Origin of the sequence: Xenorhabdus bharatensis (assembly GCF_037996705.1) — a bacterium.
Taxonomy (GTDB): Bacteria; Pseudomonadota; Gammaproteobacteria; order Enterobacterales; family Enterobacteriaceae; genus Xenorhabdus; species Xenorhabdus bharatensis.
The window spans coordinates 1-18,801 of record NZ_JBBMXG010000021.1 but is presented as its reverse complement, the minus strand read 5'-3'; the positions used below and the strand labels follow the sequence as shown (position 1 = coordinate 18,801).

Annotated in this window: 19 protein-coding genes; 14 read left to right on the top strand and 5 right to left on the bottom strand. The window is 41.7% G+C overall.

Translation table 11 applies throughout. The features are described 5' to 3' along the window. Window positions 1-10: 10 nt before the first annotated feature. The 11 genes from AAC855_RS17320 to trpS all read left to right on the top strand — a co-directional run bounded on the left by AAC855_RS17320 (window position 11) and on the right by trpS (window position 9,675). Window positions 11-913, top strand: a complete 903-nt coding sequence (locus AAC855_RS17320; protein ID WP_340611247.1) for a pilus assembly protein PilM — start codon at window positions 11-13, stop codon at window positions 911-913. Next, window positions 910-1,464, top strand: coding sequence for a PilN domain-containing protein (locus AAC855_RS17315; protein ID WP_340611246.1), 555 nt, complete (start codon window positions 910-912; stop codon window positions 1,462-1,464). The genes AAC855_RS17320 and AAC855_RS17315 overlap by 4 nt, the downstream gene beginning before the upstream one ends. Continuing rightward, window positions 1,454-2,020, top strand: a complete 567-nt coding sequence (locus tag AAC855_RS17310) for a hypothetical protein (protein WP_340611245.1) — start codon at window positions 1,454-1,456, stop codon at window positions 2,018-2,020. Before AAC855_RS17315 ends, AAC855_RS17310 begins: the two co-directional genes overlap by 11 nt. Next, window positions 2,017-3,102, top strand: coding sequence for a secretin N-terminal domain-containing protein (locus AAC855_RS17305; protein ID WP_340611244.1), 1,086 nt, complete (start codon window positions 2,017-2,019; stop codon window positions 3,100-3,102). Before AAC855_RS17310 ends, AAC855_RS17305 begins: the two co-directional genes overlap by 4 nt. 402 nt (window positions 3,103-3,504) lie before the next feature. Further along, window positions 3,505-4,026, top strand: coding sequence for a shikimate kinase AroK (aroK, locus tag AAC855_RS17300; protein WP_038260059.1), 522 nt, complete (start codon window positions 3,505-3,507; stop codon window positions 4,024-4,026). A 45-nt stretch (window positions 4,027-4,071) separates the two neighbouring features. After that, complete coding sequence (gene aroB / locus AAC855_RS17295; protein ID WP_340611243.1) at window positions 4,072-5,160, top strand: 3-dehydroquinate synthase; 1,089 nt, start codon at window positions 4,072-4,074, stop codon at window positions 5,158-5,160. A 171-nt stretch (window positions 5,161-5,331) separates the two neighbouring features. Further along, complete coding sequence (locus tag AAC855_RS17290; protein WP_340611242.1) at window positions 5,332-6,282, top strand: SPOR domain-containing protein; 951 nt, start codon at window positions 5,332-5,334, stop codon at window positions 6,280-6,282. Between the two features lie 84 nt (window positions 6,283-6,366). Beyond that, window positions 6,367-7,185 (top strand): adenine-specific DNA-methyltransferase, encoded by an 819-nt coding sequence (gene dam / locus AAC855_RS17285; RefSeq protein WP_340611240.1) that lies wholly within the window; start codon window positions 6,367-6,369, stop codon window positions 7,183-7,185. A 57-nt stretch (window positions 7,186-7,242) separates the two neighbouring features. Further along, window positions 7,243-7,917, top strand: coding sequence for a ribulose-phosphate 3-epimerase (rpe, locus tag AAC855_RS17280; RefSeq protein WP_340611239.1), 675 nt, complete (start codon window positions 7,243-7,245; stop codon window positions 7,915-7,917). 14 nt (window positions 7,918-7,931) lie between these two features. Next, window positions 7,932-8,636, top strand: coding sequence for a phosphoglycolate phosphatase (locus AAC855_RS17275; RefSeq protein ID WP_422824402.1), 705 nt, complete (start codon window positions 7,932-7,934; stop codon window positions 8,634-8,636). Between the two features lie 4 nt (window positions 8,637-8,640). Then, entirely contained in the window at window positions 8,641-9,675 is a 1,035-nt protein-coding gene (trpS, locus tag AAC855_RS17270; RefSeq protein ID WP_340611237.1) for a tryptophan--tRNA ligase, read from the top strand. 112 nt (window positions 9,676-9,787) lie between these two features. On the opposite strand, the gene AAC855_RS17265 is transcribed toward trpS, so the two are convergent. The 5 genes from AAC855_RS17265 to sodA all read right to left on the bottom strand — a co-directional run bounded on the left by AAC855_RS17265 (window position 9,788) and on the right by sodA (window position 14,165). Further along, window positions 9,788-10,915 carry a TcdA/TcdB catalytic glycosyltransferase domain-containing protein gene (locus AAC855_RS17265; RefSeq protein ID WP_340611235.1) on the bottom strand — a complete coding sequence of 376 codons (1,128 nt, stop codon included), beginning with the start codon at window positions 10,913-10,915 and terminating at the stop codon, window positions 9,788-9,790. 44 nt (window positions 10,916-10,959) lie between these two features. Continuing rightward, window positions 10,960-12,180 (bottom strand): glycosyltransferase, encoded by a 1,221-nt coding sequence (locus AAC855_RS17260; RefSeq protein ID WP_340611234.1) that lies wholly within the window; start codon window positions 12,178-12,180, stop codon window positions 10,960-10,962. 94 nt (window positions 12,181-12,274) lie between these two features. Further along, entirely contained in the window at window positions 12,275-12,946 is a 672-nt protein-coding gene (yiiM, locus tag AAC855_RS17255) for a 6-hydroxyaminopurine reductase (RefSeq protein WP_340611233.1), read from the bottom strand. A 54-nt stretch (window positions 12,947-13,000) separates the two neighbouring features. Next, window positions 13,001-13,423, bottom strand: coding sequence for an Exc2 family lipoprotein (locus AAC855_RS17250; protein WP_340611232.1), 423 nt, complete (start codon window positions 13,421-13,423; stop codon window positions 13,001-13,003). Between the two features lie 115 nt (window positions 13,424-13,538). After that, entirely contained in the window at window positions 13,539-14,165 is a 627-nt protein-coding gene (sodA, locus tag AAC855_RS17245) for a superoxide dismutase [Mn] (protein WP_340611231.1), read from the bottom strand. Window positions 14,166-14,554: 389 nt separating this feature from the next. Here sodA and acs point away from each other — a divergent pair, with 389 nt between their 5' ends. From acs to actP, 3 genes are all read left to right on the top strand, one after another. Then, window positions 14,555-16,510: an acetate--CoA ligase gene (gene acs / locus AAC855_RS17240; RefSeq protein WP_340611230.1), complete on the top strand. Its 1,956-nt coding sequence runs from the start codon at window positions 14,555-14,557 to the stop codon at window positions 16,508-16,510. A 192-nt stretch (window positions 16,511-16,702) separates the two neighbouring features. After that, window positions 16,703-17,014: a DUF485 domain-containing protein gene (locus tag AAC855_RS17235; protein WP_099111057.1), complete on the top strand. Its 312-nt coding sequence runs from the start codon at window positions 16,703-16,705 to the stop codon at window positions 17,012-17,014. Continuing rightward, window positions 17,011-18,672 carry a cation/acetate symporter ActP gene (actP, locus tag AAC855_RS17230; RefSeq protein WP_340611229.1) on the top strand — a complete coding sequence of 554 codons (1,662 nt, stop codon included), beginning with the start codon at window positions 17,011-17,013 and terminating at the stop codon, window positions 18,670-18,672. Before AAC855_RS17235 ends, actP begins: the two co-directional genes overlap by 4 nt. The last annotated feature ends 129 nt before the right edge of the window (window positions 18,673-18,801 follow it).

Below are 18,801 nucleotides of genomic sequence, written 5' to 3'. Positions count from 1 at the left end.
AAATCACTATATGTACCCGGCAAAATGGTATATCGGGCTGGATATCCATAATCATTACATTCGTGCGATTGCGGCCACTAAACGCCGTCATGGCTGGCAACTCCGGCATTGCTGGCACTATTCTTTATTTAATGAAACATCGTCATTGAGTGAAACACCCTTATTAAATAAGGTACCAAACAACCCTATCTCAGGGGGATGGTTACAGTACCCAGAAAAATTACGTCAAATTTTAACGCAGTGGCGGCAAATATTGCCTAACAAGGTTAAATTAAGGCTGGCACTGCCTGTTCAACAAACATTACAGAAACAAATTCCTCTGCCTCAGCACATTTCATTACAGGAGCCGGAACTCGGTTGGTTTGTCCGCGCTAATGCCGAAAAACAATTTCCCACCACGGATCTGGCTCTCGATTATCGGGTGCATGGGCAACAAATCTGTATAAGCGCAACCCGCCAAAAAGACCTTAATTTCTGGCTCAGTCTGCTCGCAGAAATCGGTTTATCCCCCGATGCCATCGATATTGCCCCCTGTGCATTACGCTATGTAGCCGAACTTGCCGGAATTCCCTGCAACAGCTGGCTGGTTCATCAACGCATAACTGACTGGCTATGGCTGGCCCCGGCGAACCAACCTTTCAGTTATGGGCTGGTATCAACGCAGTCTCATACCAGTCTGACACAAGTCATCAGCCAGCTCCCTATGACTCCGGACAGGGAAAGTTACCCGATTTATTACAGTGATGAACAATCCACCAGCCTGACTCCGGTAGAGCAGCAGGCCGCACCAGTAGGATCCGTTCAGGTCTGGCACCCACTGTCAGCATTTTGTCATTACCAGCCCCCAATACCGGAAAATATAAATGCGTTCATGATCGCGGCAGGATTAGCACTAAGACCGGATGATCAATGATGCATCAGGTAAATTTTCTACCCTGGCGACAGGCAAAACTTAAACGTCGGTGCCATAAATGGGGGCTGTTCCTCGGGTTACAGCTGTTCCTGTGGACTGCCGCTCAGGTCATCATTTCAATAGAGCAAAAACAACAAATTGGACAATATCAAAAACAATTTACTGAAAATAGCCACCAACTTGCGCAATTAAAACAAACTATCAGTGAAACAGAACAGGCTGTTCATCAGCAACAACAACTGGCTCAACAATTAAGGAAAAAACAGTTATTCATGGAGCAGAACCAGCGATATTTACAGCTATTTCGGCAACTTCCTCACTTATTACCGGAAAAAAGCTGGCTAACCACATTCAGTGATGATTCCGGTCAATTAGTTTTTGCTGCCAATAGCCAAAACTATGAAGATGTTTCTGATTTATTAGATAACCTGACAAGCAATATTTCACTTATCAATGTCCAGCTGAAAAAAATGACAACGACACCTGAAGACTACTTTCGGGTATTTACCATTGATGCTGAGTGGTTAATGGGGAACAGTGATGAAAAATAATTATCTTGTGTGGTTACTTCGCCCTGCATGGCAATTATTTTTATTACAGCAATTGGTGATCGTTCCTCTTATATTGGGTTTTTATTTTTTTGTCTGGCAGGGCAATAAAAATGCCATTCATTCTTTTCGCTTCAAAATAGCAGAACAGAAAAATGATATTGCATTATCTCAAACCCGTTTTTCCGAACTACCGGATTTAACCGAACTTCACCAACAAATCCAGCAGATAACCGCTAATCTCGACTCAAATAGTCACATAACATCATCCCCGAAAACCACCGTACTTAAACGGCTCCACCAGCCTTTAACCCGTTCCGGCAGCCAACTGATGGAATGGAAAAGCCGCAAAGAAGGCCATCAGATTTTATGGCATATCATATTGTCACTGACCTATGAGCAATTACTCCTCTTTCTCAGTGAAATTCAGCAGTTACGGCCCTTATTGCTGATTAAGCACCTCACAATCACCCCCGCCGATAATGGCCTGACTGTCCGCATGGTACTGGCAGATATGAGTCATGAGGGAAATATAAATGATGAGGAAAAGCAGCAATGAAGAATTGTGTTTACACCTTACTGACACTCCTGTTTTTATCCTTTTTCAGTTGTGCTGAAAATGCTGAATCGGGAGAAGCCGCTTTTTCCATCAGTGTTAGAGATCCTTTTCAGCCTCCACACAACCCTAACAATGAAAGCACGGCAGATGAAGTGACGGAGTTCCATCAGTCAGAACAGGATGATCAGGAAATCGAATATCAGGTTATTACCCTGCAATACGCTGATGCCGGGAAAATAACAGCACAATTGCAAAAAAATACCCCTGCTTTACTGACAAAATGGGGAAAAGTAGAACATGATGCTTTAACAAACAGCCTGATATTAGAAGATAAATTTGATGCTATTACTCGCATCAAAAACTGGCTGAAAGAAGTCGATACACCACAACAACAAGTTCAAATTACTGCTCATATTGTCACCAGCAGCAGGGAAGCACTACATGAATTAGGTATTCACTGGGGTATTACCGCTGATCCACAAAATCGAGCACTGGGGTTTAACCGCCTGAACCTGCATCAGCCTGCTGGTAACCAAAGCCATCGTTTAGTACTGAATGCAGCCCGTATCCATGCCACTCTGCTGGAAATGGAACTCAGTGCATTAGAACAGGAAAATCAACTGGATATTATTGCCAGCCCACGATTGACAGCCTCACACCAGCAACCAGCCAGTATCAAACAGGGTTCGGATATTCCTTATATCGTACAGGATAAGGATAAAACAACGATTCAGTTTAAAGAGGCCGTATTAGGGATGGAGGTAACGCCACACATTTTAAAGAACGGAAAAATCCGGTTAATACTGAAGATCAGCCAGAATGCGCCCGGCCTTCCCATTAATCAGGGCGGAAATGAAAATCTAGCGATTGATAAACAAGAAATAATGACACAAGTTACCGTTAGAAATGGCGAAACACTTATTCTGGGCGGTATTTTTCAGCAGAAAAAAGGGGCCAGTCTGCAAAAAGTGCCCTACTTGTCAGAAATACCTATCTTGGGTGCATTATTTAACCAACAGGGAGAACGACATAGTCGAAGAGAACTCGTAATTTTTATTACACCTCAATTGACTGATATTTAATCAATAAAAAATATAGATATATTTATCAGTTAATTGAAGACAGTTAATGGGACTTTTTTGCCCTATTATCAGCCATTTTTCTTGGTCTGACCTGTTTATGGATTTGACGCTGAGAACAATTTAGCATACAAGGATTAACTAATTGAGTGAGCAGGTCTCTTATTACCAGCAAAAGCCTACCGAAATATCCACGGGTAGGGTTACAGTCAGCCAGAAAAAAGGCATGAACCCGATTCAATCGGTTCGTGCAGATTTATATAGTTGCAATATAGGCTGATGTGCTGAGATAATTTTTCCATCTGATCTCACATTTCACTCATGAGGTTTCAGTTTAGGTCCCGCGGCTAATCTGATTGGCGGGGCGGGTTATCATTAACAAATAGTCTTAGTAATACCAAAAACATGGCAGAGAAACGCAATATCTTTCTGGTTGGGCCTATGGGTGCCGGCAAAAGCACTATTGGTCGTCAGTTAGCTCAGCAACTCAATATGGAGTTTTACGACTCCGATCAAGAAATTGAGCGACGTACCGGAGCTGACGTGGGCTGGGTATTCGATGTGGAAGGCGAAGAAGGCTTCCGTGAACGCGAAGAAAAAATAATTAACGAACTGACTGAGAAACAAGGCATTGTATTGGCAACTGGGGGGGGGTCTGTTAAGTCAAAAGAAACCCGCAATCGTCTGTCTGCCCGTGGTGTTGTCGTCTATTTAGAAACAACTATCGAAAAACAGTTAGCTCGTACCCAGCGCGACAAAAAACGCCCTTTACTTCAAGTTGATGCACCAGCACGTGAAGTTTTAGAAAATCTGGCTGATGAGCGCAATCCTCTGTATGAGGAAATTGCTGACCTGACTATACGTACAGATGAGCAAAGCGCCAAAGTTGTAGCTAATCAAATTATTGAATTATTGGAAAAAAATTAATTTCCGCGGATTCAATCCGTTGCAAAAAATAAGGCGAAAGCTGATATGGAACAAGTGATTGTTACGTTAGGTGAAAGAAGCTACCCAATTACCATCGCCCAAGGGCTGTTTTCGAGCAGTGAAGCATTCAGGCCCCTGCAATCTGGTCAGCAGGTCATGATAGTGACCAATGAAACACTGGCTCCCCTGTATCTTGAACAGGTGAAATCCACATTGCTGAATATGGGCCTTCGGGTGAATGAAGTTATCTTACCTGACGGTGAACAATACAAATCACTTTTTGTGCTCAATGATATATTTTCGGCCTTACTGGAAAATAATCATGCTCGGGACACAACGCTTATCGCTCTCGGTGGTGGTGTCATCGGTGATATGACGGGTTTTGCTGCTGCCAGCTATCAGCGCGGCACCCGTTTCATTCAGGTGCCCACCACTCTACTTTCTCAGGTTGACTCTTCTGTTGGTGGAAAAACCGGGGTCAACCATCCCCTCGGTAAGAACATGATTGGGGCGTTTTACCAGCCCGCCTCTGTAGTCATTGATCTCAACTGTTTAAATACCCTGCCAGCTCAAGAGCTTTATGCAGGGCTGGCTGAAGTGATCAAATATGGCGTGATTCTGGACGGTGAGTTTTTCGACTGGCTTGAAGGCAATATCGAAAAATTATTGGATCTCGATCATCAGGCTATGGCTTACTGCATCCGTCGTTGCTGTGAGCTGAAAGCCCTTGTTGTTGCAGCAGATGAGCATGAACGCTCCGGTATGCGGGCTTTATTAAATCTCGGCCATACTTTCGGGCATGCCATTGAAGCTGAAATGGGATACGGAGTCTGGCTGCATGGGCAAGCAGTCGCGGCAGGAATGGTCATGGCTGCACGGGCTTCTGAACTTGTTGGCTCGTTCTCCGGTCAGGATACACAACGCATCATCAACCTGCTGGAAAGAGCAAAACTGCCTGTACATGGCCCGTCAGAAATGCCTCCTGAAAATTATTTACCCCATATGATGCGCGATAAAAAAGTCACCGCAGGCAAGCTTCGTCTGGTATTACCCACAGCGCTCGGGAAAGCAGAACTTCGTTCTGATATCAGCACCGATGTCATATTAGATGCCATCCGACGTTGTAGTGAATGATCCCTAATTTTCTGGCTGTTTGCTATAAAATAGCTACATTGATAGATATATCCGATAGATTTTTCAAATAATGGGTATAATGTGAACAGTTTCAGTTAAGTTAGGTCAGGCCGCCAAACCTATTACTTAGTCACATAGCAATTGGCAGTATTATCTCAGCTGGGAGGGCATATGGACGAACTAAAATCAGACAATAAACAAAAAACAGAAAACGAGTTTAAACCCGATACCTCTGATCGTCCTCCTCAGCGATCACGTCCCCAAAAGCAGAATCCAAAACTGGCCATATCCCGTCAACAAATGATGATTGGGGCCGGTATCCTTGTGCTTTTACTGCTTATTATCGCTATCAGTTCTGCCCTGAAATCGCCAACAGAACATGAAAAGCAACAGTCATCAAATTCAGTCGAGAAAAGTATCAACCTATCCGGCACTTCATCATCTTCCGACAATGAGCAAAATAGCGCGCAAGAAGTGCCCTCCACACCTGCAACTTCTGCCACCGACCATCCGCATGAAATAGGCATGCCGCCAATCAGTAGTACCCCTAGTCAGAACCTTTCTCCGGCCAGCGGAACAAGTGGCTACAACCAACGTATCGAATTACCCGGTGATATTTCTGATGCTTTAAATCAGCAACAGAGCAATATCAACAATGCAGTACAAAAAAATACGGAACAGACGAACCAACCTGCCTCACAACCAGCACCACAACAAAACCGTGTAAAGCAAACAACCGTAACGCCGGTTGAACAGGAAAAAACCGAAAAACAACATAAGGTAGCCACGAAGCCCGCAACGACTGACCATCAGATAAATAAGCAAAGTACTGCAAATATCGGTGAAGACCTACTGAAAGTACCGGCAAATCGATTTACTCTCCAGTTAAGTAGCGCCAGTCGCCCGGATACCTTGATTGCTTTTGCGAAAAAGAATAACCTTTCCCATTACAAAGTTTATGAAACTAAACGTAATGATAAAACATGGTTTATTTTGATCTACGGTAGCTACAATTCCGCTTCTGACGCCAAAAAAGCGATTGCCTCACTCCCTGTAGACGTTCGGACACAAAAACCCTGGGTAAGAAAACTACAACAGGTTCACCAAGATCTGAAAAAATAAAACTATTTTGATTAGGCGCTGATATGCTGTCCTAAACAGAGTACAATCTGCGACTCTGAAATTATTGAATACTTTATTGACGGCATGAAAAAAAAACGCGCTTTCTTAAAATGGGCCGGTGGAAAATACCCCTTGGTGGATGATATTAAACGTCATCTGCCAGAGGGCGATCGCTTAGTTGAGCCATTTGTTGGCGCAGGCTCGGTATTCCTGAATACCGATTATGATTCTTATCTCTTATCAGATATCAATAATGATCTGATCAATCTGTACGATACAGTAAAATTTCGCGCGGATGAGTTTATTGATCATGTCCGTCCTTTATTTTCACCAGCATACAATACGTCTGAAACCTTCTATCGCCTGAGAGAAGAGTTCAACAAAAGCAAAGATCCATTCCATCGCAGCGTGTTGTTTCTGTATCTTAACCGTCACTGCTATAACGGTCTGTGTCGCTATAATTTACGCGGCGAGTTTAATGTTCCTTTCGGACGCTATAAAAAACCTTATTTTCCGGAAGATGAGCTGTATTGGTTCGCTGAAAAATCTCAGAAGGCTACTTTTATCTGCCAGCATTATGAAGTCGCATTAACCCATGCCCCAAAAGGCTCAGTGGTTTACTGCGATCCTCCCTATGCGCCTCTTTCAGCAACTGCAAATTTTACAGCCTACCATACAAATAGTTTTAACCTGACAGACCAAGAAAATCTGGCGCGGCTTGCCTATAATCTTTCGTCTCAACATGGTATTCCGGTACTCATATCCAACCATGACACGCCGATGACACGTGAATGGTATCATCATGCTTCCCTTTACATTGTTAAAGCCCGCCGGACAATAAGTAGAAATATTCTTGCCCGCAGTAAAGTTGATGAACTTTTGGCGTTATACTGCCAGAAGTGATTGAGGTTTCCTGCCCCTGAAATAACGGGGATAAACAATGAATTGGAGAAGAGAATAATGAAGAAAGATTTTCTGATTGCCCCATCCATTCTATCTGCAGATTTCGCCCGTCTGGGTGAAGATACCGCAAAGGTGCTGGCTGCCGGTGCTGATGTTGTGCATTTTGACGTTATGGATAACCATTACGTACCAAACCTGACAATCGGCCCGATGGTCTGTCAGGCACTGCGCGATTATGGTATTACCGCTCCCATCGATGTTCATCTGATGGTGAAGCCTGTAGATCGCATTATCCCCGATTTTGCTAAGGCCGGTGCAACCTATATCACTTTCCATCCCGAAGCGAGTGAACATATTCACCGGACACTACAGCTGATTAAAGATCATGGCTGTAAAGCTGGTTTGGTATTCAATCCGGCAACACCTCTGAGCTATCTGGATTATGTACTGGATAAACTCGACGTTATTTTATTGATGTCAGTTAACCCCGGTTTCGGCGGCCAGTCTTTCATTCCGGAAACCCTACATAAATTGCGTCATGTCCGTAAAATTATCGATGAAAGCGGCTATGATATCCGTCTCGAAATTGATGGTGGTATCAAAGCCAACAACATCGCTGCGGCAGCTCAGGCTGGTGCAGACATGTTCGTTGCAGGCTCTGCCATTTTCAGTCAACCTGACTACAAAACAGTCATTGATGAAATGCGCAATGAGTTATCAACAGTGGCATAACGACAGGCAACATGATGAAAAAAAATGTAGTACAAGCCATTCAGGCCATTGCATTTGATCTGGATGGAACGCTGGTAGACAGCGCCGGTGGGCTGGCAGATGCTCTGGATCAGGCCTTACTCACCAAAGGTCTTCCCGCCGCAGGCAAAGAACGCGTTGCTGTGTGGGTGGGTAATGGCGCGGACATCATGGTTGAACGTGCTCTGAAATGGGCTGCCGGAGAGTTTACCCCTGAGCTGTTCAGTGAAATTCGCGGCCTGTTCGATAAATTCTATGAAACCGCTGTCACAACAGGCAGCACACTATTCCCTCATGTCAAAGAAACTTTGGCTGAGCTGGCAAAACATAACCTGCCGATGGCGATTATTACTAATAAACCGACACCGTTTATTGCTCCATTGCTGGAATCCCTCGGTATCAGTCAATACTTTTCACTGGTACTGGGAGGAGACGATGTTAAACAGAAAAAACCTCATCCGGCACCACTGTATCTGACAATGGGCATGTTTGGTTTACATAAAGAAGAATTGCTTTTTGTTGGTGATTCCCGTAATGATATTTTAGCTGCGCAGGCGGCAGGTTGCCCTTGTGTTGGCTTAACCTATGGATATAACTATGGGGAATCAATCACATTAAATCACCCGGATTATGTATTGGACAATTTCCCGGATTTACTACCAACAATTGGATTACCCACTTTGAACTTACAGGAAGCGTAATAAAATGAACGAACCCACAGCAACGAAACCAACAACACAGAAACCTATTGTATTCAGCGGTGCGCAACCTTCCGGTGAATTGACCATCGGTAACTACATGGGAGCGTTACGTCAGTGGGTTCAGATGCAGGATGAATATGATTGCATCTATTGTATTGTTAACCAGCACACCATTACCGTACGTCAGGATCCTGAAGAACTGAAAAAACGTACGCTGGATACGCTGGCACTTTACCTTGCCTGTGGTATCGATCCAAAGAAAAGCACTATTTTCGTACAATCACACGTACCTCAGCATAACCAGCTAGCTTGGGCACTGAATTGCTATACCTATTTCGGTGAACTCAGCCGTATGACCCAGTTTAAGGATAAGTCCGCCCGTTACCCGGAAAATATTAATGCGGGTCTGTTTAACTATCCTGTCCTGATGGCTGCTGATATTTTGCTTTATCAGGCTAATCAAATCCCTGTAGGTATTGATCAGAAACAGCACCTTGAATTGACTCGTGATTTGGCACAACGTTTCAATGCTCTTTACGGTGAGATTTTCACGATCCCGGAACCTTTCATTCCGAAAGAAGGCGCTCGTGTCATGTCATTACAAGAGCCGAGCAAGAAAATGTCGAAGTCTGATGATAACCGCAATAATGTTATTGCGTTGTTGGAAGATCCAAAATCTGTTGCCAAAAAAATCAAACGTGCTGTCACTGATTCCGAAGAACCGCCTTGTGTCCGTTATGATCTGGAAAACAAACCGGGTGTTTCTAACTTACTGGATATTCTTTCAGGTGTAACAGGCAAGACTATCCCTGAATTGGAAGCTGAGTTTGAAGGGAAGATGTACGGCCACCTGAAAGGTGCAGTTGCTGATGCGGTGTGTGAAATGCTGTCCGGCTTACAGGAACGTTTCCATCATTTCCGTAATGATGAAGCACTACTTAACCAAGTCATGGCAGAAGGCGCAGCAAAAGCGCAAGCTCGTGCTCAGGAAACCCTGAACAAGGTTTATGAATCAATTGGGTTTATTGCTCATCCGTAATAGGTTTATATGAATGCCAAAGAGTGTCCATTTATCTCTTTGGCATACTTTTCGAGAGCTGATTTTCGACAGATTTTAAAAATCTATTAAGCATAATTTAATCACTAACCTGTTATTTTTTCTTATTCACTATCGCCCATTTTCCATCATTATTAACCTCTTTAAACATTAGATCGATCCCGCTACTCATTTGCCAATCCCGGGGTGGTTTGACAGTAGAACTCCTTCTATCATCTTCCTGAGCATTATCTTTAACTAGAGAAAAAAGCTCCTGATAAGCGGATGGCCCTGTCATATCAACAGTGGTGCTAAGCCGACGACATCTACGATCCAAGGGCTTATTCCATGGCAGACCAGGACAAATTCCGGTTCTCCATGTTGAACTTAATGTATTATCTTCATCATTATAAACGTGATTTTTAATATTACAGGCCATAAAGACTAAAATAGCCATAATGTTTTCAGATTGAGGTTGTGAAGCAATAATACTATTTGAAAATTTTTCATCACTTTCCCTTATTTTTCCCCACCCCATTCCCTGACAATCACCAAAACCTATATCCGATTTTAGTTCTAATTTTTCAAACCTTGCCCTTCTGTTAAAAGGTTTTGGTGTTAATAGTGTTTTATCAAAACAGTTTGATTTCATATACTTAATATCTGAGTCTGTAAGTTCAACATCAACATCAAGGTATATGCCTCCTTCCATATATAAAATAGCCAAGCGAGCAATATCACCAGCTGATGCATAATTATAAAAATGACCACTCATCTGGAGGTGGTATACATGATGCAAAAATTTCATCACATTAGAATAATTCTGACAATGCCCACTTTCTTTAATATTAAAGATATTATTAAGAATTTTCTTTATCTTAGACGGGTTATCAAAATGAATGCCAAATTTAGCTAATTCATGTTTTTTTCGACTATAACATGAAGTTATAAAATCATTGTTAATGATAGTTGAAGATTTATTTATTAAGAAAGAAAATGCAGACTCAATGTTCCTATATGAAAAATAATCCCCAAATAATTCACCAACATCAAATTCTCCTCCATTATTTTTAAATTTAATATTTCTAAATGTTTTCAATATTAATGAATTATCATTCCCACTTCCCCAAATATTAACTTTAAAACCGGGATTTTCAGACTTCATTGTGATAATATTTCTTAAGTCATTTTCAGAAATATTATTTCCGACCCAAAAGTAATGTATTTTTTTTGGTACATTCATAGTAGAGTCCTCTTTAACTATATATTAAATATATTTACTGTAATTTAAGCCCATCCTAATTTTTTTAATCTGTTCATAATCTCATCATCATCCAAAATATATTTGGAAAAAGAAGGGAATTCTGTATCATCAGAACGCACTCCATCCATTTTCCTTTTTAACATCCTTTTCTCCCTCCATTTTCCCTCAGCATCAACTTTCTCAAATAGAGGCTCTTTTCCTTTCTCAAATCTAAATTTCTCAAAAACCCTTGGATCAGAATCTTTTAAATATTTTGCATACATATGTGGCCCTGTATTATAACACGCAGCTTCATAACGAAAGTCCGGCACTACGCGAGAAGCAGACCAAGTATCCTTTGCACCTTTAGGATATTTTTTAATCGCCTCATTCCATTGATTAAATTCATCCTCTTCACTCGAAAAGGAAATACCTTTATTGGGTTCGGAAAAATTTATCAGTGAAATTGTTGCGTTAGAGTTAATGGGATTATTGATATGAGGTGGGTTGGCCTTTTTGGTCTTTGACATTACTCCTCTCATATCATAACATTTTTCCCTGAGATTTTTTTCTATTTTATTTTTTATGATTTTCAGTATATCTAAAATGTTAGATGATCTAATAGGAGCCGCAATAATAGCATTTCCAAAGGATTTTGATATCCATCCACTTCCAGTTACATCACCAAAAGAAATGCCTGATGCCACATTAATTTCTTTAAAGAAGTTTACTTTATTACTTTTTTTAAATTTAACATCAACATCTAAATAAACGCCCCCTTCTGTATATAAAATAACAAGTCGTGCAATATCACTGGCCAACGCATAATTATTATAAAATCCATTTATATTACGGTAATACATTGATTCTAAGTTAAAAAAACTTTTCCCTAATGATATGAACGCCTCATTTATATTCCTTATGAAAAAACGATTCGATTTTTTTATAAATTTATTTTTGTACTTTAGATCTTCACTTTTAAATTCAACAAACTCCCCAAATTCATCTGACTCATCTGATTCATTTGACTCACCAGATTTTTCAAATCCACCAAATTCACCAAATTTATCAAATTCACACCCAAATATTTCACCAGATTCTGTTAACATTGAGCTAAACGTTTTTACGATTAATGATTTATCACTAACCCATAAATGAAATTCGAAGTCAGGGTTTTTTCCTCTCATGCTAATAATATTCATTAAATTTTCTTTAGAGATATTGTTTCCAGTCCAAAAATAATGAACTTTATTGGGTATATTCATAAACCACCTCTTTATTTAATAAAGTAAAACAATTTTTGGTTGATTTGCTTTTTCTTAATATCAGAGATTTATATATAATATTGATTACAAACAATTACTTCCCAAATAAACGATAAGTAAAACTCTCTATTTTTCCATGAAGTATACGTTTCTGCATCGTCAGGTTCCAGCTGGCAGAGAGCCCGGCAGCGCTCATTAAACGACGATATTGTTCTTCATCAAATGGACTATGAAAAACGATGGAAATGGCTTCTTTCACAGAAACATCACTATTCCGGCTGAGAAGTTTTATGGGCTCCCGCGCACAGGTTACACCTGAAGAGATAACACGGTATAACCAGCCGCAATAGCCTCTATCCTGCATGATAGCAGCAAAATTCTCAATACCGGTAGTAATATTAAGTTTATAACAAGGAGAACGGGGCTGAGTTACCTGAATCATTGCCTCTCCCCACTGGAAAATGTCCCCGATATAAACGTTATCTTCTGTCATTCCTTCCGTTGATATATTTTCACCAAATAAGGGGGGGACAAATAATTCCATTAATTCAGGAAATTGCCTTTTCCAAAATAGATAATGTTCCATCGGATAATGGCAAAGCGCACGATCCGGCCCGCCATGAAAACGGGATTCTGCCTGTTCATCACCTTCCAGTCCCAGAGAAGTCAGCTGTAAACTGCCATTTACCAGCAGTTTGTTGATTGCAGAGGAACCCAACTTCTCGGAGGAGATTATTTTTCCTCTATATATCTGCGGGTAATACATTTCCATTTCTCCTCAATAAACAAATAACAACCAGACAGTCAGTAGAACAAGCGGTTAGTTCCGACCTGCATAACCATCCATATAAGTAGCAGAGATAGCTTCGGACATTGCCTTACGCCATCTTAGTGAAGGGCCTTCGCTACTCTCATAAACTCTGCCCTCAAAATGTGATGTTCTCCGAATTGAATTCATGAATTCATCACCTTTTAAATAAATGACTCGTTCCTGCGCCTGTTCGGGGGATACTCCGGCTTCTCTATCTTTTTTACCCAACTGCCAGAATTGTTCAAAAAACGGTACTGAAAGCTCAATACTATCGTAGATTTTGGTCCTAAAATTGGGGTCAAAATCATCATTAGAAGCATAAACAAAATGCTTGGCATTCCGTTCAGCACTTGTTTTGGGCTGTGCACAGCCAGACATTAGTAGTGAGGATACTATAAGGGTTGTAATCGTTATGACAGCGTTCTTTTTCATAATGTGCCTTTAATCGCGAAACAAGAAAAAATCGAATGATAGAGAAAATGATGAACAATAAAAATGCTGACCATGATAATGATCAGCATTTTCTGAAAGATGAGGATAATAGCGGTTATTTAATTTTTTCTTCGTAACGCCTTGCCGCTTCGTCCCAATTTACGACATGCCAAAACGCCTTAATATAATCAGGGCGACGATTTTGATATTTAAGATAATAAGCATGTTCCCATACATCTAACCCTAAAATGGGATAACCGGAAGTGCCGGAAATTTCTTCTCCCATCAATGGGCTATCCTGATTTGCAGTAGAAACAACATCGAGTTTTCCGTCTGCTTTCAGTACCAGCCAAGCCCAGCCAGAGCCGAAGCGAGTTGCTGCGGCCTGTTCGAATTTTGTTTTGAAAGCATCAATACTGCCAAAATCCCGTTCTATCGCCGCTTTTAAAGCACCGGATAACGTTGTATCTAATTTCAGCCCCTTCCAGAACATGCTGTGATTTGAATGACCTCCTGCGTTATTACGCATAAAAGTACGTTTATCCGCTGGGATTCTGTCAAGCTGCTGAACCAGATCATCAATGTCCAGCTCAGCGAGTTCAGGGAAGTTTTCCAGTGCGGTATTGGTATTTGCAACATAGGTTTGATGGTGTTTGGTATGATGAATAACCATCGTTTGTTCATCAAAGTGAGGTTCCAGAGCATCATAAGAATAAGGCAAGGAAGGTAATGAATGACTCATATTAAATCTCCAGTTGTTTAAAATACATACACCCTTTATTTATTGGGGATGAAGATCACCTTGTAAGCAACAGGATTATTATAGTGAATCAAATGGTAATGAAAATGATTATCAATTCCATAATATCACTGTGGTTTCCTTTCCTTTTGTGTTTAATCTATAAATAAGAATAAATAACCAAGTGGAATCGGCTAGTTAGTTAATTTTTCCAAAAATAAGATTATTAATGACGGTATATTTTATATAAATACACCGCACTAAATGTTCCCTTCATAACATTCATTATCTCTATTGCGTGATCTTCCGCGCAAAAAAGAAACAAAAATTATCCTTACACTTTAGTTAACCTTGTTTTGACATAGTATTAACAATTGCAAGGAGATAAAAATATGACTCAAATAATTAAGCACCCGATTCCTGCTGACATCGCAGAAACAGCCCTGATAAACAAACAACAATATTTGCAAGAATACCAACGTTCACGACAAGATCCTGAGGGGTTCTGGGGAGAGAAAGGTAAAATTGTCGATTGGATAAAACCTTATACAAAGGTGAAAAATACCTCTTTCGACCCCGGGCATATCAGTATCCGCTGGTTTGAAGATGGCACACTTAACCTAAGTGCTAACTGCCTTGACCGCCATTTACAGGAGCGAGGTCATCAGACCGCCATTATCTGGGAAGGAGACAATCCGGCTGAATCCAGACATGTTACGTATCAGGAGCTATACCATGATGTCTGTCAATTCGCCAATGTATTGAAAAAGCTCGGGGTAAAAAAAGGCGATGTTATCGCTATTTATATGCCAATGGTGCCGGAAGCTGCTGTCGCCATGCTGGCTTGTGCCCGGCTTGGCGCGATTCACTCCGTGATTTTCGGCGGCTTTTCTCCTGAGGCAATTTCCGGTCGAATTATCGATTCAAATGCGAAGTTAATCATCACAGCCAATGAAGGTTTACGGGCTGGTCGAGTTGTTCCGCTGAAAAAAAATGTCGATGAAGCATTAAACAATCCGGCGGTGAAAAATGTGACGAATGTCGTCGTCTTCAAACGTACGGATAATGCAACAAACTGGCATACCGGGCGCGATCTATGGTGGCATGAATTAACCAAAGAGGTGAGTACAGATTGCCCTGCTGAAGAGATGAATGCCGAAGATCCGTTATTTATTCTTTATACATCAGGTTCAACAGGTAAACCTAAAGGTGTTCTACATACCTCTGGTGGTTATCTGGTCTATGCATCTTTGACATTCAAGTATACGTTTGATTACCGTCCCGGCGAAGTTTACTGGTGTACAGCTGATGTAGGCTGGGTAACAGGTCACAGCTATTTGCTTTATGGCCCGCTATCCTGTGGTGCTACAACCTTAATGTTTGAAGGTGTACCAAACTACCCGGATGTTAATCGCCTCTGTCAGGTTGTAGATAAACATCAGGTCAATATCCTCTATACCGCACCAACTGCCATTCGAGCGTTAATGGCAGAAGGGGATAAAGCCATTGAAGGCACCAAACGCACATCATTACGCATTATGGGGTCAGTGGGCGAACCCATCAATCCAGAAGCGTGGGAATGGTACTACAAGAAAATAGGCAACAGTAAGTGCCCTATTGTCGATACGTGGTGGCAAACAGAAACAGGTGGATTCATGATCACGCCATTACCCGGAGCAACCGACCTCAAGGCTGGATCAGCCACTCTGCCATTTTTCGGCGTAAACCCTGCGATCGTCGATAATACCGGAGAAACCTTAAGCGGTGAGAGTGAAGGTAATCTCGTTATTACCGATTCATGGCCGGGACAGGCTCGCACTCTGTTTGGTGATCATGATCGTTTTGAGCAAACCTACTTTTCTACCTTCAAAGGCATGTATTTCAGCGGCGATGGTGCCAGACGAGATGAAGATGGTTATTACTGGATTACTGGTCGTGTTGATGATGTGCTGAATATTTCAGGCCACCGATTGGGAACCGCAGAAATTGAATCAGCTTTGGTTGCCCATCCCAAAATTGCGGAAGCGGCTGTTGTCGGGATACCACACCATATTAAAGGGCAAGCGATTTATGCTTATGTCACATTAATTCATGGTGAAGAACCTTCTCCTGATCTGTATGCAGAAGTCAGAAGCTGGGTTCGCAAAGAAATCGGCCCAATTGCGACTCCGGATATCCTGCACTGGACTGACTCGCTACCCAAAACACGTTCAGGAAAAATTATGCGGCGTATTTTACGCAAAATTGCTTCTGGTGACACTGGCAACTTAGGTGATACTTCAACTTTGGCTGATCCCGGCGTTGTAGAAAAATTATTGGAAGAAAAGCAATCCATAATGATGCCTTAATGTATATGCCATAAGGCTCAATAGTTCACATGCACGCCGCCGCAAGGCGGCTTGGTAACATCATCAAAAATACAGAACTGTTCAGGGACGTGGCAGATAGTCATGCATTCTCTCGAATGTTGCTGCTCCGTATCTGACAACCCTTAATGTTGTTTAAGGTTCGTCCTTTAATACCTAAAAGGAGATAGCCTGATGAGTACCGATATTTATCAAGAAATCGAAAACAACCCTCACTTTAAAGAGTTAATTGAAAAGCGTGGGCGCTTTGCCTGGTTGTTATCTGCCATTATGTTAATACTCTATGTTGGTTTTATTTTCCTCATTGCTTTTGCTCCCGGATGGCTCGGTACACCTCTTTATGAGGGCTCCAGCATGACTCGTGGTATTCCTGTGGGTGTCGGTATTATTTTTATTTCTTTTATATTAACGGGGATCTACGTAATCAGAGCGAACGGTGAATTTGATCGTTTAACCTCAGCTATTCTCAATGAGGTGAGAAAATGAGAAAACTTGTCTTATCAACAATCACGCTATTTTCTTCTCTCCAACCCATTCTCACGCAAGCTGATACCATTTCAGGAAATGTAGAAAAACAACCTTTAAATATTCAGGCAATTATCATGTTCCTGTTATTTGTCGGGTTCACACTTTACATCACTTATTGGGCATCAAAACGAACAATTTCACGTTCTGATTACTATACCGCAGGCGGGCGGATCACTGGCTTCCAAAACGGTATGGCGATTGCAGGCGATTATATGTCTGCAGCATCATTTCTGGGAATTTCAGCGTTGGTTTATACCTCCGGTTATGATGGCCTTATTTACTCTATTGGTTTCCTTGTCGGCTGGCCGATTATTTTGTTCCTAATCGCAGAACGATTAAGAAATCTGGGACGCTACACATTCGCTGATGTTGCTTCTTACCGACTAAAACAGCGCCCAATCCGTACATTATCAGCAGTAGGCTCACTGGTGGTGGTTGCTTTATACCTGATTGCACAGATGGTTGGAGCAGGAAAACTCATCGAGTTGTTATTTGGGCTGAATTACTACATCGCTGTGGTTTTAGTGGGTATTTTGATGGTTTTATATGTGCTGTTTGGCGGAATGCTGGCAACAACATGGGTGCAGATTATTAAAGCAATCCTGTTATTGGCTGGTGCCACATTCATGGCGTTGATGGTCATGAAAGCCGTCAATTTCAACTTCAATACCCTGTTTAAAGAAGCTATTGCCGTTCATTCAAATGGTCAAAAAATTATGAGTCCCGGAGGATTAGTTTCTGATCCAATATCTGCGCTTTCTTTAGGGTTAGCATTAATGTTTGGTACCGCCGGCTTACCACATATCATTATGCGGTTCTTTACCGTAAATGATGCCAAAGAAGCGCGTAAAAGTGTTTTTTATGCCACCGGATTTATCGGCTATTTCTATATTCTGACATTCATTATCGGATTTGGCGCAATACTATTAGTCAGCCCTAATGCCGCATTTAAAGATGGCACCGGTGCATTACTCGGCGGAACTAATATGGCGGCTGTTCACCTTGCGACTGCTGTGGGTGGGGATTTCTTCCTCGGGTTCATCTCTGCTGTCGCCTTTGCCACCATTTTAGCTGTAGTTGCGGGATTGACACTTGCAGGTGCTTCAGCAGTTTCTCATGATCTCTATGCAAATGTGATTAAACAAGGTCAGGCTAATGAGCGGGATGAATTAAGAATTTCGAAAATTACGGTTGTTTTTCTGGGAATTATCGCAATTGGATTAGGTATTTTATTCGAAAAACAAAATATTGCCTTTATGGTCGGTTTGGCTTTCTCTATTGCAGCAAGCTGCAATTTCCCGATTATTTTGCTGTCAATGTACTGGAACAAACTGACGACACGAGGTGCACTCATTGGAGGGTGGTTAGGGCTAATAATAGCCGTTGTGCTAATGATACTGGGCCCAACAATCTGGGTTAGTATTCTTGGACATGAAAAACCAATTTATCCCTACGAATATCCTGCTCTATTCTCCATGATTGTGGCATTTGCCGGTGCGTGGTTCTTTTCTATCACGGATACATCAGAACAGGGCCAGCAGGAACGCGAGTTGTTCCGCAGGCAATTTTTGCGTTCACAGACAGGAATTGGAATTGAACAAGGAAAAGCACATTAATTTTTTCAGATTTTAAATGCAAAAAAGCCATCCGTTAAGGATGGCTTCTCTGTCAAAGTGATGTCTGGCAGTTCCCTACTCTCACATGGGGAGACCCCACACTACCATCGGCGCTACGGCGTTTCACTG

What these genes read in the sequence shown, in the direction of transcription:
- AAC855_RS17320 (WP_340611247.1), top strand. Translation starts at nt 11, where the DNA reads ATGTACCCGGCAAAATGGTATATCGGGCTGGATATCCATAATCATTAC.
- AAC855_RS17315 (WP_340611246.1), top strand. Translation starts at nt 910, where the DNA reads ATGATGCATCAGGTAAATTTTCTACCCTGGCGACAGGCAAAACTTAAA.
- AAC855_RS17310 (WP_340611245.1), top strand. Translation starts at nt 1,454, where the DNA reads ATGAAAAATAATTATCTTGTGTGGTTACTTCGCCCTGCATGGCAATTA.
- AAC855_RS17305 (WP_340611244.1), top strand. Translation starts at nt 2,017, where the DNA reads ATGAAGAATTGTGTTTACACCTTACTGACACTCCTGTTTTTATCCTTT.
- aroK (WP_038260059.1), top strand. Translation starts at nt 3,505, where the DNA reads ATGGCAGAGAAACGCAATATCTTTCTGGTTGGGCCTATGGGTGCCGGC.
- aroB (WP_340611243.1), top strand. Translation starts at nt 4,072, where the DNA reads ATGGAACAAGTGATTGTTACGTTAGGTGAAAGAAGCTACCCAATTACC.
- AAC855_RS17290 (WP_340611242.1), top strand. Translation starts at nt 5,332, where the DNA reads ATGGACGAACTAAAATCAGACAATAAACAAAAAACAGAAAACGAGTTT.
- dam (WP_340611240.1), top strand. Translation starts at nt 6,367, where the DNA reads ATGAAAAAAAAACGCGCTTTCTTAAAATGGGCCGGTGGAAAATACCCC.
- rpe (WP_340611239.1), top strand. Translation starts at nt 7,243, where the DNA reads ATGAAGAAAGATTTTCTGATTGCCCCATCCATTCTATCTGCAGATTTC.
- AAC855_RS17275 (WP_422824402.1), top strand. Translation starts at nt 7,932, where the DNA reads ATGAAAAAAAATGTAGTACAAGCCATTCAGGCCATTGCATTTGATCTG.
- trpS (WP_340611237.1), top strand. Translation starts at nt 8,641, where the DNA reads ATGAACGAACCCACAGCAACGAAACCAACAACACAGAAACCTATTGTA.
- AAC855_RS17265 (WP_340611235.1), bottom strand. Translation starts at nt 10,915, where the DNA reads ATGAATGTACCAAAAAAAATACATTACTTTTGGGTCGGAAATAATATT.
- AAC855_RS17260 (WP_340611234.1), bottom strand. Translation starts at nt 12,180, where the DNA reads ATGAATATACCCAATAAAGTTCATTATTTTTGGACTGGAAACAATATC.
- yiiM (WP_340611233.1), bottom strand. Translation starts at nt 12,946, where the DNA reads ATGTATTACCCGCAGATATATAGAGGAAAAATAATCTCCTCCGAGAAG.
- AAC855_RS17250 (WP_340611232.1), bottom strand. Translation starts at nt 13,423, where the DNA reads ATGAAAAAGAACGCTGTCATAACGATTACAACCCTTATAGTATCCTCA.
- sodA (WP_340611231.1), bottom strand. Translation starts at nt 14,165, where the DNA reads ATGAGTCATTCATTACCTTCCTTGCCTTATTCTTATGATGCTCTGGAA.
- acs (WP_340611230.1), top strand. Translation starts at nt 14,555, where the DNA reads ATGACTCAAATAATTAAGCACCCGATTCCTGCTGACATCGCAGAAACA.
- AAC855_RS17235 (WP_099111057.1), top strand. Translation starts at nt 16,703, where the DNA reads ATGAGTACCGATATTTATCAAGAAATCGAAAACAACCCTCACTTTAAA.
- actP (WP_340611229.1), top strand. Translation starts at nt 17,011, where the DNA reads ATGAGAAAACTTGTCTTATCAACAATCACGCTATTTTCTTCTCTCCAA.